At 72.1% G+C, this 17,616-nt stretch carries 10 protein-coding genes; 7 read left to right on the top strand and 3 right to left on the bottom strand.

The features are described from left to right. Positions 1-16: 16 nt before the first annotated feature. Positions 17-994 (top strand): GlxA family transcriptional regulator, encoded by a 978-nt coding sequence (locus ACYP53_RS40685; protein WP_459651145.1) that lies wholly within the window; start codon positions 17-19, stop codon positions 992-994. Between the two features lie 48 nt (positions 995-1,042). Here the strand turns inward: ACYP53_RS40685 and ACYP53_RS40680 are convergent, their stop codons facing one another. Beyond that, a complete protein-coding gene (locus ACYP53_RS40680) occupies positions 1,043-1,717 on the bottom strand; it encodes a hypothetical protein (protein WP_459651144.1) in 675 nt (224 codons plus the stop codon). A 206-nt stretch (positions 1,718-1,923) separates the two neighbouring features. Between ACYP53_RS40680 and ACYP53_RS40675 the strand changes: the two genes are divergently transcribed. Together ACYP53_RS40675 and ACYP53_RS40670 are read left to right on the top strand one after the other, a co-directional pair. Beyond that, a complete protein-coding gene (locus ACYP53_RS40675; RefSeq protein ID WP_459651143.1) occupies positions 1,924-2,598 on the top strand; it encodes a hypothetical protein in 675 nt (224 codons plus the stop codon). Positions 2,599-3,103: 505 nt separating this feature from the next. Continuing rightward, positions 3,104-4,009 (top strand): WD40 repeat domain-containing protein, encoded by a 906-nt coding sequence (locus tag ACYP53_RS40670; RefSeq protein WP_459651142.1) that lies wholly within the window; start codon positions 3,104-3,106, stop codon positions 4,007-4,009. A gap of 118 nt (positions 4,010-4,127) precedes the next feature. On the opposite strand, the gene ACYP53_RS40665 is transcribed toward ACYP53_RS40670, so the two are convergent. After that, positions 4,128-5,054, bottom strand: coding sequence for an NADP-dependent oxidoreductase (locus tag ACYP53_RS40665; protein WP_459651141.1), 927 nt, complete (start codon positions 5,052-5,054; stop codon positions 4,128-4,130). 87 nt (positions 5,055-5,141) lie between these two features. Here ACYP53_RS40665 and ACYP53_RS40660 point away from each other — a divergent pair, with 87 nt between their 5' ends. From ACYP53_RS40660 to ACYP53_RS40645, 4 genes are all read left to right on the top strand, one after another. Next, positions 5,142-5,525 (top strand): winged helix-turn-helix transcriptional regulator, encoded by a 384-nt coding sequence (locus ACYP53_RS40660; RefSeq protein ID WP_459651140.1) that lies wholly within the window; start codon positions 5,142-5,144, stop codon positions 5,523-5,525. A 613-nt stretch (positions 5,526-6,138) separates the two neighbouring features. After that, a complete protein-coding gene (locus ACYP53_RS40655; RefSeq protein WP_459651139.1) occupies positions 6,139-8,043 on the top strand; it encodes a trypsin-like serine protease in 1,905 nt (634 codons plus the stop codon). Positions 8,044-8,313: 270 nt separating this feature from the next. Continuing rightward, positions 8,314-12,879 (top strand): polymorphic toxin-type HINT domain-containing protein, encoded by a 4,566-nt coding sequence (locus tag ACYP53_RS40650; protein WP_459651138.1) that lies wholly within the window; start codon positions 8,314-8,316, stop codon positions 12,877-12,879. Next, positions 12,879-13,514: a hypothetical protein gene (locus ACYP53_RS40645; RefSeq protein ID WP_459651137.1), complete on the top strand. Its 636-nt coding sequence runs from the start codon at positions 12,879-12,881 to the stop codon at positions 13,512-13,514. The genes ACYP53_RS40650 and ACYP53_RS40645 overlap by 1 nt, the downstream gene beginning before the upstream one ends. Before the next feature lie 148 nt (positions 13,515-13,662). On the opposite strand, the gene ACYP53_RS40640 is transcribed toward ACYP53_RS40645, so the two are convergent. Further along, entirely contained in the window at positions 13,663-17,556 is a 3,894-nt protein-coding gene (locus tag ACYP53_RS40640) for a hypothetical protein (protein WP_459651136.1), read from the bottom strand. Positions 17,557-17,616 lie beyond the last annotated feature (60 nt).

Below are 17,616 nucleotides of genomic sequence, written 5' to 3'. Positions count from 1 at the left end.
CCGCTAGGATTGTGCCATGTCGGCCGTCGATGGGCACCGGGTCGCGGTGCTGGCGCTTCCCGGGGTCCTTCCGCTCGACCTCGGCATCCCGGCGCAGGCCTTCGGGTCGGACCCGCACTACCGGGTCACCGTCTGCACCGACCCGTCCGCCGGGCCGGTTCTCAGCGGCGGGTTCACGGTGGGCACGTCCGCCGGGCTGGAGGCGCTGCGCGACGCCGACACCGTGGTCGTCCCCGGCTACGAGGATCCGGACAGCCCGCTTCCCGCCACGGCGCTGTCGGCGATCCGCACGGCGCACGAGCGCGGAGCGCGGCTGGTGTCGATCTGCACGGGGGCGTTCGCCCTGGCGGCCGCCGGGCTGCTGGACGGGCGCCCCGCCACAACCCACTGGCGGGACGCCGCCGAGCTGCAACGCCGGTACCCCCGGATCGACGTCCGGCCGAACCTGCTCTACGTCGACGACGGCGACGTCCTCACCTCCGCGGGGGTGACCGCGGGCGTCGACCTGTGCCTGCACATCATCCGCGGGGACTACGGCGCCGCGGCCGCCAACACCCGCGCCCGGCTGCTCGTCGCCCCGCCCCGACGTTCGGGCGGCCAGGCGCAGTTCATCGATCGCTTCCGGCCGGCCGCCCGCGGCGAGGACCTCGCCCCGGTCCGCGCCTGGATGCTCGACAACCTCGCCCACCGCCAGAGCGTGGACGAGCTGGCCCACCGCGCGCACATGTCCCGCCGGACGTTCATCCGCCGCTTCCAGCAGGAGACGGGCACCTCGCCGATGGCCTGGCTGACCGACGCCCGAATCGACTGGGCCCGCGAACTCCTGGAGACGACCGCCGGCCCCGTCGAACAGATCGCCCGCCTCAGCGGTTTGGGCAGCCCGGCCGCCTTCCGGGCCGCCTTCCACCGCCGCGTCGGCACGTCCCCCGCGGACTACCGGGCCACCTTCCGCGTCACCGCGCCAGACGACGCCCTCCGGCCCCCCGCCGGGTAGGGCACCTCGTGGTGGCAGGGGCAGCCGGAGCCGGCGCCGTCCTGCTCGTCAGAGGGTGTCGGTCGCCGCGAACTCCCCCGTCAGGCCCGCGCGGGCCAGTGCCCGGACGATGGCCGGCGGGTCCAGCGGGTCGTCGTCGCGGTTGGTCTCGCCCAGCCGTTCCAGCAGTTCGCGCGGCTGCAGCCGGTAGGCTTCCGCGTCGGCCAGGAGGCTGTCCGCGCTCGGCCCGTCGACCGTGTCGTCCAGGTGGTCCGTCAGTTCGCCCAGGACCTCGCCGCGGTCGATGAAGGAGCTCATACCGCAGTCCAGGCCGTCGTCGGCGAGGCCGTCCGGGTACGGCGCCCGGGCCCAGACACCGTTCGCGTACCAGTAGACGCAGCCGATCTCGTTCCCCTCGAGCCGGGACCGCAGTTCCTCGTAGGGCAGCCAGTCCGGGCCGCCCGCCAGCACGTCGATCGCCGGCTCGTGCCACTTGACGCCGCTCGCCTCGTCCTCGCCGTACAGCACGAACCGGCCGTCGCCCGCCGCGGACATGACCCACCAGGTGCAGCCGCAGTCGTCCCAGTGCAGACCCTCCCGATCGATCCACCGGCCGGTCCGGTGGCGCGGCGGGCGCTCCTCGTCCTCGGTGGTCGCCTCCAGGGCGGCGAGCAGCGCCCAGCGTGCCCACAGCTCCTCGGCCGGCGGAAGGTCCGCCGGCAGTCCTGGCCGGTGAACGGTCATGTGTGCCCCCGTTGTGCGCGTTCCGGTGGTGATCGCGGGCAACGATACGGTCTGCCGCCGCACGCGGCGATCGAGTCGATCAGGGACCTCTCCCGGTCCTGCCACTACCCGGTCCCGGCGAGGTCCGGTAGCGGCGGAGAGCCGGCCCGCGCACCTGAGTACGCGTACTCAGGTGCCGGGCGGGCCGGTTCTGTGAGCATGGCCGGATGAGCGAGAAGCGCCGCGGGCCGACGAGGGTGAAGCATTTCCTGGGCGGCGCCGCCGTCATCGTGCTGGTGCTCCTGCAGGCGGCGTTCGGCTCCGGCGTGCCCGCCACGTGGCGGGCACGCCGGAAAGTCCGCTCGCAGGCCGTCCGGCAGGCCTGTCGGGATGCCGAGGAGCAGCTGCGGGCGCGGCTGGAGGCGATCGCGCGGACGTACGAGTTGCGGCCCGTCTTCAGCCGGACCATCGACACCTGCTGGCGGGCCTCACGGATCGTCGTCATCCCTGACGCCGGCCGGGGCCCCGCGCTGACGGGGGAGGTCAAGGTCGTCGCGTACTTCGCGCCGTCGGCGCCCGTGGAGCGCGCGGTTCCCGAGCTGATCGGACGGCTCCCGCCCCGGCTGCTGTACGGGGACCACTTCGCGCCCGTGCCGGAGCCGGACAGCCCCGGCCCGCACTACGTTCTCGACGGGCAGGGACACGCCCACGTCGACTGGGACATCCCCGGCGGCCGTTTGATGACCGCCGGACGGCCGGCCCGGAAGGACCGGCACACTCTGCGCCGACAGGTCTCGACCGACCCTGCGGGCATGACCCTGGAACAGGCACGGGAGGCCCACGGCCCCCTCATCGCCTGGTCCGTCTCCGCCAGGTACCACACAGAGCCGAAGACCCGGTAGCCCGCGCCCGCGACGAGGCCTGCGGCCCGACCGGCCGTGGAGTCGGGCCCCCGTTCGCCCATTGCTTCAGGCCGGTCGCGAGGAACCACAGGAAGGCCGCGCCGGCCTCCAGGGCGAGCGTCACCAACCCGGCCACGGCGTCCAGCAACGGCCATAAGGTCATGCCTCGCATTCTCGCCCGACGACGCACAGCGGGGCAGGTGACACAGCTCACCCGACCGGTCGTCAAACCACCGCACGAGCGGCTGTGATCGCCCCGGACGCGACGACGCGGGCGACCGCTGCCGGCCGGCTCCCGGCTGGTAGCATCGCCGGCTCGGAGGCCGGCCCGCGGAGGGTGTCGGCCTCTCTCCCTTGAGGACAGTGAGGTTCGGCGGGAATGCGTACGGCGGCCCCTTTCACGGCCTGGGACGGCCCGTCCGCCGGCCTGGGGGGGCGCCTGCTCGGTGTCGCGCTCGACGGGCGACCGGCGGTCATCCGGGCGGGCTCGACCCAGGGTCGGGGCTTGACGGCATTCGATGCCGAAGACGGTTCCCTGGTACGGGAGTTCGCGCTCGACGAACGCTTCATCAGCGGCCAGCTCCGCGGGGCTCACGTCGACGACGACGGCGAACGGCCCGTGCTGGTGGTCCTGGATCAGTTCCGGGGACTGCGCGGGACGGTGTTCCAGTTCGACCTGACGACGGGCGAGCGGGTCTGTCCCGACACCTGGGGCAAGCGGCGCAAGCCGTGGGGCCGGACGTGGCCGCGGATGTCGGCGGCGTTTCCCCACCGCGGCGCCGACGGGCGGCGGAACCTGCTGCTCGGGTGGAGCGACGGCCGTGTGGAGCGGGTCGCGGTGACCGGGGAGGCGGCGGGGCCGCGGATGCGCGGCACCGGTCGCAGGGAGGTGTGGTCGCTGACCGCGTTCACCACGGCGGACGGCACGGCCCTGCTGGTCGGCGGGGACGCCGACGGGCTGCTGCGGGCCTGGGACCCGGCGACCGGCCGGCCGGCGGGCGGTCCGGTCAAGGCGCACAACGGGCCGATCAACCACCTCGTCCCGTACGCCGCGGACGGCCGGATCCTGCTGGCCACTGGCGCCACGGACCACTCGGTACGGATCTGGGACCCCGAGACCTGGACACCGCTCGGCGCGATGATGGCGCACCCCGAGAACACACTGGGCCTGTGCGCCTACCAGGTGGGCGACCGGACGGTGCTGGCGGTGGCCTCGGACCGCCTCCACCGGTACGACGCGCTCACCGGACAGCCCGTGGGCGAGCCGGTCGACGGCTGGGAGGAGGACGCCTGTCTGGCGGTGGGCGCCGTCCGGGTGGGCGGCCGGGTCGCCCTGTTCGGTGCGGACGAGAACGGAGTACGCCGCCTCGACGGCGCCACCGGCGAGGAATGGCCCGCCGGGCCTGCGTGAGCACACCCCGGGCGGGGCGCGGGGACGACCTCGTCCCCACCCCGTGCGGTCTGACGTGCCGTCTCCAGGACGTGCGGGTCCCGCTGGGGCCCCGCTCGCGCGAGGCCCCACGACGGGATCAGACGGTGAGGACGAGCTTGCCCTGGAGGTGACTGCCGTCGAGCAGCCGGTGCGCGTCGGCGACGCGCTCGAACGGGAACGTCTCCTGCACGTGGACCCGGAGCCTGCCCTGTTCGACGAGTTCGACGAGACCTCGCAGGGCGACCGGATCAGGGTCGACCCCAATGCCGCTGAAGCGCATGCCGGCCGCCTCGTACATGGCGATGAGCTCCGCGTCCTCCTCCGCGACCGCCGTCACCAGGTGACCGCCGGGGCGGAGCACGTCGAGCGACCGCTCGACGGTGTCGCCGCCGATCGTGTCGAGCACGACGTCGACGTCGCGGACCGCCTCGGTGAAGTCCACCGCCGTGTAGTCGATCACCTCGTCGGCGCCGAACCCCTCGACGAACGTCCGCTTGCCCCCGCTGGCGGTCGCGATCACGTACGCGCCGAGCGCCTTCGCGATCTGGACCGCGACGTGGCCGACCCCGCCGCCACCGCCGTGGACCAGGACGCGGTCGCCCTCGGTCACGCCGCCGAGGTCGACCAGGCCCTGCCACGCCGTCAGCCCGACGACCGGCAGCGCCGACGCCTCGACGTGCGACAGCGACGCCGGCTTGCGGACCAGGTGCAACGCCGGCGCCGACACGAGCTCGGCGTACGCGCTCGCCGCCCGCGGGAACAGCGGCATCCCGAACACCTCGTCACCGGGCCTGAACCGCCACGTCTGCGCCTCCTCGACCACTCCGCTGACGTCCCAGCCGAGGACGAACGGCGGCCGGCCGAGCAGCGGGAACTCGCCGGCGCGCAGACGCGCCTCCAGCGGGTTCAGCCCGATCGCCTTGACGCGGACGAGGACCTCGCTCGGCAGGGGCCGGGGCTCGGACGCGTCCACGACGGTGAGCACCTCGGGACCGCCGAGCGACTGCTGGGTGATGACTCGCATGACTCTCCTGACTCGGAAAGGGATCGGGAGGGGAGGAGAGGACCCACGCTAGGTTCCCGACAGGAACCGGCAGGTACCGTAGGCGCCATGAGCGGATTCGGTCCCGGCGATCCCTTTCTCGCCGACTGCCCGGCGCGTCTGACGGTCGAGCTGATCTCCGACAAGTGGACGGCGGTCGTGCTCTACGGCCTCAGCAAGGGCCCGGTGCGCCACGGCGAGCTGGTCGAGCTGATCGGCGGCATCTCCCGCAAGGTGCTCACCCAGACCCTCCGACGGCTCGAGGCCCACGGACTCGTCCGCCGCCACGCCTACCCCGAGGTGCCGCCCCGCGTCGAGTACGAACTCACCCCGCTCGGGGCGACGCTGATCGATCCGATCCACATGCTGACCGAGTGGGCGCGGGCGAACGGCGACGCGGTCCTCGACGCGCTCGACGCGCTCGACGCCGCTCCCGAACCGGGTCGGCCGTAGCGGCCGAGGCCTCCGCCAGGACTGCGACCGCATAGACCGCTGTCGGCTTCCACACCGACCGCGGACGTAGCCGGCAGCGGACGCCGACGGCGCTGACGCGCCCGCAAACGGGCGCGGCCGAGCCGGGGGCAGTCCGGCAGGGGGCAGTCACCAGCAGCCGACGGCCCGGACAGGCCGGGACGGTGCGGGGCCGGCCCCCGGCTCCCGTGTTCGGCGCAGGACGGCGGGTTCGGCTACGACGGCGCGGAGGACGTGGTTCTTGGCTCCTTGTTGCCGTTTCGCACTGGCGGGTGCCGGGATCTCCGCGCACGGAAGAAGTGTCATTGAACCGTGATGGTCGATTGATGGTGCTTGGACGACACGTTTTGGTTCGGATTGCCCGTCAGGTCTGATATGCCATCTGCGCTTCCAGCGCCTTGTGGCGCGGGGAATTGAGTGCAGGTCACGGGCCCAGCTGCGGATGTGGCAGAACTTTGACGCCGAGATGCCTGGTCGGTAGCGTCCGCTTGGTTTTCTCTTTACTGGCAAGCGGGCGGTTGGCACCCCCCACGGGTATTTACCGGGAGTTTGAATGCGCACTGTTGAAAGACTCGCACTGTCACTCAGTGTGGCTGTGGCGATACCGGTGGTGGCCGGTTCGATGCCGGTGGCGGCGACGGCCGCAGAGGCTGCCGCTCCGGCGGCGGTGGAGGGGTTCGCCTACCCGGACGCGGCGAAGGTGCTGGCGGAGCGGAACATCACGCTGAAGTCGGGTGACGGGCACATCGTGCTCGTGGACTGTGCCGCGGGGCCCGGGCAGGTGCAGCTGTTCAGCCGGGCGGCGAACCCGAGCGAGGTCTGCTTCAAGATCACCGGGCCGACCGGGTACCTGGCCCTGGAGATCCCGAAGATCTACAACATCAAGGGTGACGACCACGCCATCAAGGCCACGGTCAGCACCGACGGCACCACCTCGACCGTCGACGTCGCCAAGAACGTCTGGACCCCGATCGGTGAGGGCGGCACCTCGGGCGGCGCCACGACGCTGCTGGAGCTCACCGCCACCGGCGGGCCGGCCGCCCCGGCCAACACCGACTTCCCGGCGGTCGGCACGGTGACGGCCGGTCAGCCGGGCCACAGCGAAGCGCGTTCCTGCACCGCGACCCTGGTGGACCGTTACTGGCTCCTGACGGCGGCCGGCTGCTTCGGCGGGGCCTCGGGTGTCCCGGCGGTCGGGACCACCGCCACCGTCAGCGGCCACACCGCCGACGTGGCAGAACTCGTCACCCGGTCCGACCGTGACGTGGTGATGGCCCGTCTGACCACCCCCATCGACGGCGTGACCCCCGCCGCCCTGGCCGCCGCCGCCCCCACGAGCGGGGAGAACCTGCGGGTGGCCGGCTTCGGGCGCACCGCCACCGAGTGGGCGCCGCTGAAGCCCCACGCGAGCACCCACACCGCCACCACCGTCGCGGCCACCACCGTCGACACCGCGCCGGCCGCCGGCCAGGCGCCGGTCTGCGCCGGTGACGCCGGGGCCCCGCTGCTGCGCGACGCCGGCGGCAAGACCGAGGTCGCCGCTGTCGCCTCCCGTTCCTGGCAGGGCACCTGCCTGGGCACCCCGGCCACCGAGACCCGTACCGGCGCCACCAGCAGCCGCGTCGACGGCCTCGCCGAGTGGGTGCGGCAGGTGAAGGCGTCGCGTCCGGGGAGCCGGCTGTTCGCGGTCGGCGGTGACACCCAGATCTGGACCAACGAGGGCTCCTACACCACCAACGTGTGGGGCACCTTCGAGGCCGTGCCGAACAACAGCGGCATCCGCCAGGTCAGCGCCGTCACCATGGGCGACAAGGTCCGGCTGTTCGCCATCGGCGGCGACCAGCGCATCTGGACCGCCACCAAGGACGGCACCACCGGCGCCTGGAGCGCCTTCGACGCGGTGCCCGGGAACAGCGGCATCCAGCAGGTGAGCGCCGTCGCCATGGGCGACAAGGTCCGGCTGTTCGCCATCGGCGGCGACCAGCGCATCTGGACCGCCACCGGCGACTACACCGCCGGTACCTGGACCGCCTTCGACGCCCTGCCCAGCAGCGGCATCCAGCAGGTGACCGCCACCACCGTCGGCAACACCGTGCGCCTGTTCGCCATCGGCGGCGACCAGCAGATCTGGACCACCACCGGCGACTACACCGCCGGTACCTGGACCACCTTCGCCGCCATCCCCAGCAGCGCCATCCAGAACATCACCGCCACCACCGTCGGCACCACCGTGCGCCTGTTCGCCGTCGGCGCCGACAACCACATCTGGACCACCGACAGCACCGACAACGGCCCCTGGACCACCTTCGACCCGGTCCCCAACGCCAGCGGCGTCAAGCAGGTCGCCGCCACCACCATCGGCGACACCATCCGCCTGTTCGCCATCGGCAGCGACCAGCAGATCTGGACCGCCGACAAGAAGGCCGACGGCAGCTGGACCACCTTCTACGCCGTCACCAGCAGCGCCATCCAGAACATCACCGCCACCCCGGCCGGCTGACCCCAGCGTCGGCTCACAGCCAGCCCGCACCCTGGTGCGGGCCCTCGGCCCCGGCCGGCGCCCCTGCAGCAAGCCCCACTCGACTGGTCGGTCACCCGGCCGTGCCGGATCACCACCAGCCGCCCGCCCCACCGGGCGGGGCGGCAGGCCATTCGGCGCGTGCCGCGTCGAACCGCGCCACGTACCCCATCAACGCCCAGGGCCGCCGAATTCCAGGCCGGCCCGGGCCGGCACTGCGGTGCCCCGACACAGACAGGAACGCGAATTCCGATGAGGGAATTCTGGACCTCACGGGTCCCACGGTGGCGACTGGCCACCGGGCTCGTGGCCGGCGGCCTTCTCACAGGGCTGCTCACTGTCCCGGCCGCAGCGGCGAACACACCGCTGGCGACCGGGCCCAACCCCGACCGGGTCAAGACGGTTGCAGCCTGGCAGGCCGGCGGCCCCACGGTCCGCCAGGCCGCGGAGAGCGCGCTGACCGGCTCCGACGACGACCTGAAGAAGTTCCTGGCGACCGGTCAGGCGGCTGCGGCCGACCAGGACCTGCGGGCGAAGATCGAGGAACTGGTCGCCAAGTCCGGACCCGGTGTCCGCGAGGCCGGCACGGCCGCGCTCAAGGGCTCCGCGGCCGACCTGAAGGCCTTCCTCGACAAAGGCGTCAAGAAGGCCTTCGAGGACGACCAACGAGTCCTCCTGTCGCAGATCATGGCGGCCGGCGGGCCTGGTGTGAAGGACGCCGCGGGCAAGGCCATGGACGGTTCCCTCGCGGACGTCACGGCGTTCCTCAACGAGGGCCAGTTCAAGGCCAGGAACGACGACGACCGCGTCCACCTCTCCCAGCTGATGGCCTCCGGCGGTCCGGAGGTGAAGAAGGCCGCCGGCGCCGCCCTGGACGGTTCGATGGAGGACGTCCAGCTGTTCCTCCAGTACGGCTACCAGACCGCCGCCTCCCACGATCAGGAGACCCTGACGGTCTCCCAGCTGGCGGACCTGACGACCAACGCCTCCACCCAGGCCGGGCAGCAGGCCCAGACCGCAAAGGACGCGGCCGGCAAGGCACTGGACGCCACCCGGCTGGCGAAGGAGGCCTCCGAGCGGGCCGCGAACGAGACCAAGGCCGCGCAGGGTTCGGCCGGGCAGGCGTCCAACGCCGCCGGCCGCGCGGCCGATGCCGCCGGCCGGGCGGCGGCGGCCGCGCAGACGGCCTCCACCGCGGCGAAGGCCGCGAACGAGGCTTCCCGGCAGGCCGCCAACGCCGCGGCCGACGCCGCGTCGGCTGCCACCAAGGCCGGCTTCGCCGCGACGCGGGCGCTGGCCGCCGCGGCCGGTGCCGCGGGCAACGCCGGGCAGGCGGAGACCGCGCGCAACGCCGCCGTGACCGCGCGCAACGCCGCCTCTGATGCCCGCTTCGCGGGGGAGGCCAGCGCGTGGGCGGGACGGGCCGCTCTCCAGGCCGGACTTGCCGCGCAGGCCGCCGCCGCCTCGGGCATCAACGCCCAGGCCGCCGCAGAAGCCGCCGCGGAGGCGGCCGGTTACTCCGGTGTCTCCGACGGCGCCGCCGCCCGTGCCCGCAACGCCGCCGCCCGCGCCAGAAGCGCGGCCGCGGAGGCCACTCGCGCCGCCAACGCCACCCTCGCGATCGCGAACCAGGCCGCTGCCGCGGCCGGTGACGCCCAGCGCGCCGCCAACGACGCCGCCGCCCACGCCGAAGCGGCGGCAACGGCGGCCGAGGAAACGGCCAAGCACGCCGGTGACGCGTCGACTGCGGCCGGCCTCGCGCAGACGGCCGCCGAAGCGGCCGACGCGGACGCCAACTCGGCGGCGAACTCCGCCACGCAGGCCCACAAGGTCACCGACATCGCCCGTGCCTCCGATGCCGAACGCCTGGCCGCGCAGCAGGCCACCGAGATGGCCGCCGCCGAGGAGGCTTCCCGCGAGGCCGACCAGAAGGCCAAGGCCGCGGCCTGGGAGAACGGCAAGGCCACCCAGCTCGGTGCCGACACCGATCAGCTGATCAAGGACGCCACAGCCGCAGGCATCGATCCGAAGACGGCGATCTTGAAGGGGCGGCAGGCCGCGTTCCGGCTGCTGGACACCGCAGGCCCGTGGACCAAGGCCGCCGCCCAGACAGCGCTCGAGGGCGACGACAACGACGTCCGGGACTTCCTGGCGACCGACCTGACGACCGCCCGCGACCGCGACGACCTCACCAGCGTCATGGCCATCGCCCAGAGCCCCGGCAAGCTCGAGAAGCGCCTCGCCGCCGAGACCGCGGCGGTCGGCACCGCAGAGCAGGTGCGGGCGTTCCTGGCCACCGGCCAGTACCCGGGGAAGGACGACGACGACCGCGTCGCCCTCTCCCAGATCATGGCCAACGGCGGACCCGGCGTGAAGGCCGCGGCGGGCAAGGCCCTGGACGGCACCATCGACGACGTCCGCGCCTTCCTGACCACCGGCCAGTACAAGGCACGCGACGACGACAACCGCGTCCTCGTCACCCAGGCCCTGGCCGGTGGTGGTCCCGAGGTCAAGGCCGCGGCCCAGGCCGTGCTCTCCGGCCCCACCGACCGCCTCGTCCCGTTCCTGCAGACCGGCCTGCCGAAGGCCCAGCAGCGCGACGCGATGACCGCCACCCACGTGGCCACCATCGCCTCCTACCTCGCCACCATCGACGGCCAGGTCGCCCAGGCACGCCAATACGCGGCCCAGGCCGCCCAGTCCTACGCCACCGCCCGCGGCGCCGCCGACCAGGCCGCCCAGTACGCCAACCAGGCCGGCCAGTCCGCCCAGCAGGCCCAGGGCTACGCCGGCCAGGCTGCCCAGTCCGCGCAGGCCGCCCAGGCCTCCGCCGCCCAGGCAGCCCAGTACGCAAAGCAGGCCCAGGCCTCCGCCGCAGCCGCCCAGGTATCAGCCCGCAGCGCGACCATGTCGGCGCTCATGGCCACCGGCTACGCCGCCCAGGCCAACAGGTACGCGGCCGACGCCAAGACCGCCTCCGACCAGGCCAAGGCCTCGGCCGCCGCCGCTGCCAAGAGCAGGGACGAAGCGATCTCGGCTGCCAAGCAGGCCGCCGAGCTGGTCATGACGAAGCAGAAGGACGAGAGCACCGAAGGGAGACTGCAGGACGGCACCGCCGTCGTCGACGACCAGGGTCGGATCTCCTACATCGAAGCCTCCGCCGAGCCTGACACGAAGCCGGAGCACGTCAAGGACGACCTGGACCGCTGTGCGGCGGGCGACATGATGCTGTCGATATACGGCACCGTCCAGCAGCCCATGGACACCAGCGTGTGGCACAACGACGCCTCGGGAAAGCCGGTCTGTACCGTCACGGTCACTACCAAGGTCACCGGCACCACCACCTACATCCTGAAGACCTGCCCCGATCCGAACCTCACCATCGCCGCCTGCGCCGGGAAGTACACCGTCTGGAACACCACCGTCGTCGGCAGCGAGAAGATGGACGTCCAGTTCGACCAGACCGTCGAACTGACCTACGCCGACTACCTTAAGTACTACAAGCCGAAGAACCATGGAGTCGAAGACCTCTGGAAGATACTCTCCAGCGACTTCGTCAACTGCTACCACGACTTCGGCTTCAACAAATCCTGCGTCCTGGCCGCAGCCAACTTCATCCCCTACGAGAAGCTCCTCGCCAGCGTCAAGTCCATCGTCGCGTTCCGCTACGCGCTCGAGACCGGCATCGCGATCGACGAGGCCAAGCTCGCCGTCCAGGCGACCCTCGACGGCTACAGCAAGGCAGCCCTCGCCAAGTTCACCGCCACGGCCGACCTGGTCGCGAAGTTCCGCTCCACCCTGAAGGACGGGGTCGGCACCGAAGCGGCGCTCGACGCACTGCGCAAGGAAGCCAACGTCGAGCGCGGCATGGTCCAGCAGGCTGAGTTCGAGGCCGAGATCGCGGACGGGGTTCGCACGTCGTGTCAGAACAACAGCTTCCCGGCCGGCACAATCGTGATCATGGCCGACGGCAGCGGCCGGGCCATCGAGACGGTGAGGGCAGATGACCGCGTGTTGGCTACTGATCCCGCCACGGGTTCCACTGGGGCCCAACCGGTGACCAGCACTTTCGGGCACCCCACCACCCGCCTGGTCGACATCGACACCGAGCGCGGGGACCGGATCACCAGCACGGTTGGACACCGCTTCTACGTCGACCAGACCGGCTGGCGCGAGGTCTCCGACCTGCACGTCGGCGACGCCCTGATCGGCAGCGACGGGTCACGCAACCGAGTGACCGCTCTTCACGAACGGACGAGCGCCACCAAGGCGGTATACGACCTCACCGTCGACGGCACACACACCTTCTACGTGCGCGGGCCGCAGAACACGGGCAGCGGCATCCTCGTCCACAACTGCTTCGACCTGTGGGGTGACGAACTGGGACGGAATGCGGACCCCCGCGCTCACACCCTCAAGAAGCACGTGGCCAAGGGCGACTACGGCCCCAACGGCGAGACCGCAGGGGTCACGCCCGCCGAGGCGGCAGCGCTGACCACCGCCGTCGACCCGAACGGGGTGTTCACCGACCTCAGCATCGCTGGGGACGCACTGCGATCGGCCCTCGACAAGAGCACGAGGGCAATTGGCATCTGGGGACGGGAGGGCCAGCCAGACTTTCTGGAGATCATCATCAATGTCGATGTCATCAGGAAGGGCGAGCGCCTGCCCTCGCTGGGCAAGGTCTATCCCCCGGGTGGCAGTCTCAACGCCGTCGATGCCGGGACCAAGGTCAAGGTGCGGCTACTGAGGGCGCCGAAGCACAATGGCAAGAAGTGGATCGTCGGTTCCATCTTCCCGCTGGCGCCGGGGGCGTGATGACTGAGAGATACGGCGGGCACGAGTTCGGGCTGCCTCACCTGGGACAGGTGTTCCATCACAGCTGGCGAGACGATTGGGCCACCGAGGCGCAGGCACTCGCGTACTACACCGCCGGCATGCCGCCGCACCTGGTCGAGGCGCTCCTCGTCGACGCGCTCCGACTCGCCGCTCCGGCCGTGCCGACCTGGGTGTTCGAAACGCTCTGGGCGGTGGGGAGCGAGCGCCGCCTGAACTTCAGGAGCGAGGGGATCGACCCGCGGGACTGGCTCCTCGGAATCATCCGGATGTGCCGGGAGCGACTCCGAGCGGAGGGCATCGACCCTTCGGAGGAGGTGGCGCCCAGCCCGTACCAGTACCTGACCGGGGCTGTTCTGGACGAGATCATGATCGTCGCTCCCGGTCTCCTGGAGCTGGCACAGGACTCGTCCTGGAAGTCCATCCCCGGGGCGGTACCCGCACTCAGCCACGCAGCTGGCCATGTCTGCCCCGACCTGGCGTTCCGCTTCCTCCTGCGCGCGCTTACCTACGCCCCACAGATCACCCGGAAGCAGTACGACCGGTACGTGGCCCTCGGGAGGCAATTCGAGTACGGGGAACTCGTGGTAGATGGCTATCAGCATCTGATGGCCTGACACCACAAGGCGACGGCGCGCGGCCGGTGCACGATGCACCGGCTGCGCGCCGTCGTTCTCTGGAGTGGCAGAGCCTGGTGCCCGACCACACTGTCGGCACCCGGCCCTGCATGCCCGTCAGGCTGTGGAACTGGTGGTACCGGTGGGGTCAGGCCGAGAAGTAGCCGATCAGGTCGGCGACCACGTGCGTGCTCCCCCACTGGTTGGCGAAGGACACGCGCCCGTCGACCACCGGGACCATCACCAGCGCGGAGACGACCTCGCCGGGCCGGTAGTTGATGTTCGACGCGTCCGGGCGGGCCGTCCCGTGCGGGAAGACCGTCAGGAAGCTGGTGCTGGTGGGCCACACGACGGTGACGTTCATCAGCACCTCGGTGACACCGGTCGCGGGCACGCCCTCGACCCCGGCCACCTTGACGCTGACCACGTCGCCCGCCCCGCCGAGGGCACCGCTGCGGGCGCCCTCTCCGGTACGGGTGTCCATCAGCCGCACGAGGTTGGACGCCGTGTAGGTGGCGCCCTTGTCGGAGTAGTAGCCGACGACGTCGACGCCGAGGTCGACCTCGCCCCAGGCGTTGGCCAGGTCGACCTTGCCGTTCGCGCTCACCGGGACGGTCACCAGGTTGGAGACGTTCTGGCCCGCGGTGAAGTTGAGGTTCGACGCGTCGGGCACGCCCTGGCCGTCCGGGTACACCGTGACGTAGCCGGTCCGCGAGGGGTTGACGGCCGTCACGCTCATCACGACCGCCGTCACGCCGCTGGACGGCACCCCGGCGACGCCGGTCACCTGCAGCGGAACGACGCCGCCCTGGCCGACCCGGCCGGCCGGCGCGCCGACACCCATGACGGTGTTCAGGATGCGCGTCGGGTTGACCGGGCTCAGCAGGGAGCCCTGGCCGCCGTCGGTGTAGTAGCCGGCGACGTCGACGCCGAGGTCGACCTCACCCTTGGCGTTGCGCAGGTCCACCTTGCCGTTGGACAGCGGCACGGTCACCAGGTTCGGCACGTTCCGGCCGGCCGCGAAGCTCACGGTCGGCAGGTCGGGCACCGCCTGGCCGCTCGGGTACACCGAGATGGCGCTGTCGGCCGTCGGGTTGACGGCCGTCACGTTCATCACGACCGCGGTGACGCCGGTGGCCGGGATCCCGCCGACACCCGCCACCTGCAGCGTGACCACGCCGCCCTGGCCGACCCGGCCGGCCGGCGCACCGACACCCATGACGGTGTTCAGGATGCGCGACGGCGGGACGGGCACGAACCTGCCCTTGACCGGCGGCTGGGCGGCGGTGACGGTGAAGGCGTTGGCGAGCAGCGTCTGCGAGCCGTAGGCCTGGATGTCGTACGTGCCCGGCGCCAGGCCGTTGGTGTCGACCAGGACGTGCAGGGAGGTGCCGTCGGCGCTGGCCGACAGCGGCTTCATGGCCGGCTGGACGGAGGTGCCGCGGAGGGTGAGCGGGGTGGCCAGCGAGAGGCCGCTGCCGCGCAGCTCCGCCTGGACCTGCGTCCCGGCGGCGCCGGTGGCGGGGCTGACCCTGGCCACCGTCAGCGGCGTGCCGTTGCCGTTGCCGGTGCAGGTGCCCCACTCGCAGGAGGCCTGGAGGCTGTACTCGACGGGCGTCGCCGCACCGGCCGCGCTGACCAGCAGCAGGGCCTGGCCGGCGTCGGCACTGCTGGTGCTCTGGCAGCGGGCCCCGAACTGGCCGTAGTTGTTGGAGCACTGGTAGCTCAGGTCGTTGGTTTCCCACTTCACCGGGCTCAGCAGGCTGATGTACGGCTGCCAGCCGTTGGTGCTGCTGGTGATGCCGAAGAGGTTCAGCGACTGCGACGGCTTCATGTCCATCACCGCGCAGTACGCGGACGAGGAGTCGGTGAACAGACCGTTGCGCGCCGGGAATCCCTGCACCGACAGCGGGTTCGCGGCGCACTCCGGCGCCCAGCCGCCCGCCGTGCCGACCTTCCAGGTGTCCACGCCGACGTGGATCGGGGTGCCGTTGTAGCCGGCCGCGAGCACGACCATGGTGTAGGAGCTCGAACCGGTCAGGCGGCAGGACGTGCCCCACTGGGTGCAGACGTACTTGCCGTTGGCGTCGACGACCTGCACCTCCACCGCGCCGCCGGACGCCCGCGCGGCCAGCCACATCTTGTCCCCGGCGTCGGCGCCGACCCGGAGGCACCGGGCGTCCAGCGTCGAGGAGAGGTCCGTCAGGACGGCCTGTCCGCCGACCGCGGTCGACGTGGGGGTGAGGCAGTTCGCGGTGGGCGAGATGTCGCGCCGCACCATCTTGTAGGTGTCGCCCCAGGCGTTGTGGGTCAGCAGCGCGGTGTACGGGACACCGGCGGCGAGGGCGCACGTGAAGGCGGAGCTCACACTGGTCTGGCAGACCACGGTGCCCTGCGGGTCGACGACCTGCACCGAGCCGTTGACCCGGTTCTGGGTGTTGGTGTAGTCGAACTGCTCGGCGGTGGCGTGCTGGTCGGCCGGCAGTCCGAGACAGGCCGCCGGGGCGTCGCCGGTCACGGTGACCTCGGCGCCCCAGGTGCCGTCGAAGGGGCTCCGCGGGAAGGCCGCGCAGCCGGCCGTCAGACCGGTCCGGTGGATCACCAGCTGGAAGGCCTTGTTCGCCTCGCCGCTCAGGACCGCGCGGAACGGCGCCGTCCCGGTGAGCTTGCAGACGGCCGAAGCGGCGGCGTTGTTGTCGCACTGCTTGACGCCGGCCGCGTCGTAGACGGCGGCGAAGGCGTTGGCACCGTCGGTGGGCTTGCGGTTGAGCAGGTAGACGCCGTTCGCGGTGGCCGTCGGCAGGGTCAGGCAGGCCGCCTGGCCGGGCGCGCCGAGGGTCCCGGTGACCGCGCCGGACACCAGGCCGTCGTCCTTGGTCACGGTGCAGCCGCGGGTCTCCGCGTCCGCGCGGAAGACCATGCCGAACGCCGGGGAGTCGAAGTCGCGCGCCTCGACCACCCAGGTGTAGTCACCGGGCTCCAGGCTGCAGTTGACGCGCTGCCAGCAGTTGCCGAACAGCTGCGTGCCGTCGGCCGTGTAGAGCTCGCCGGCGAGGTTGGAGTTGTCGGCCGCGACCGGAGCGAAGGAGTACAGGCCCGACTTGGTGACGTGGAGGAGGCGGCAGCGCGCCGTCGACGTCAGGTCCGGGACGGCGCCGTACGGCTGCGGCTCGACGGTGAGGCAGCCCTCCGGCTGCGAGAGCCGCTCCAGCGCGAGCCTGTAGGCCTGGGCGTTGCCCCAGCTCCCCTGCACCAGCACGCGGTAGGGCGCGCTCCCGGTGAGCTTGCAGAGCACCTGGGTGCCCGCGTAGCGCCCGTCGGTGCACAGTTCGGTGCCGGTGGCGTCGAAGATGCGCTCGGTGTACACGCCGTCGAGGTAGGTGCGCAGCGTGTCGCCGGTGGCGAGGTTCAGCTGGTAGCAGTCGCCCGCCGAGCCCGCGGCCAGCGTGGCGGCGAAGGTCTTGCGCGCGCCGAGGTTGCGGTCGGCCGCGGTCACCGCCGTGCAGGCGGGGGTGGAGAGCACCGGGACGTACGACAGCGAGACGCCGTTCGCCCGGAAGTCGGTGTTCTTGACCAGCAGCGTGTAGGTGCCGGCCTGGTTGGTGGCACAGCGCAGCCCGCCGGAGGCGCTGTCACAGGTCACCGCGGTGCCGTCCGGCGCCGTCACCTGGGGGTAGACCGGCGAGTAGACCGCGACGGTCTGGACGAAGAGCACGTCCTTGGGCTGCGTGACGCTGATCGAGAAGGAGGCGGCCTTGTTCGGGTCGATCGCGCAGGTGACGACGGTGCCCGGGGTCAGGCTCGCCGGGCAGGGGCCGGTCGGGTCGGCCTGCTGGAGGTCGCGGACGGCGGCCTCGTGCTCGGCCTTCGGGTCCGCCTTGGGCGCGGCCGTCGGGCCGGGGGCGGGCGCCGCACTCGGGGCGCCGGAAGGGTCCGCGCTCGGGCCGGCCGGAGCGCTCGCGGACGGCGCGGCCGAGGGCGGGTTCACCGCCGCGGCCGCCGGGTTGACCTGGCCCACGATGCTGGCCAGGACTGCGAACAACAGGACCCCCGGGGCGGCTATGCCTGCCCGTCTCCGCCTGTGTCGCATGTTTCTGCCTGA

The sequence above is a fragment of the Kitasatospora sp. Ki12 genome (genome assembly GCF_054601375.1).
Note: the sequence above shows the minus strand (reverse complement) of the source record. Positions and strands in the feature narration are given on the sequence as shown.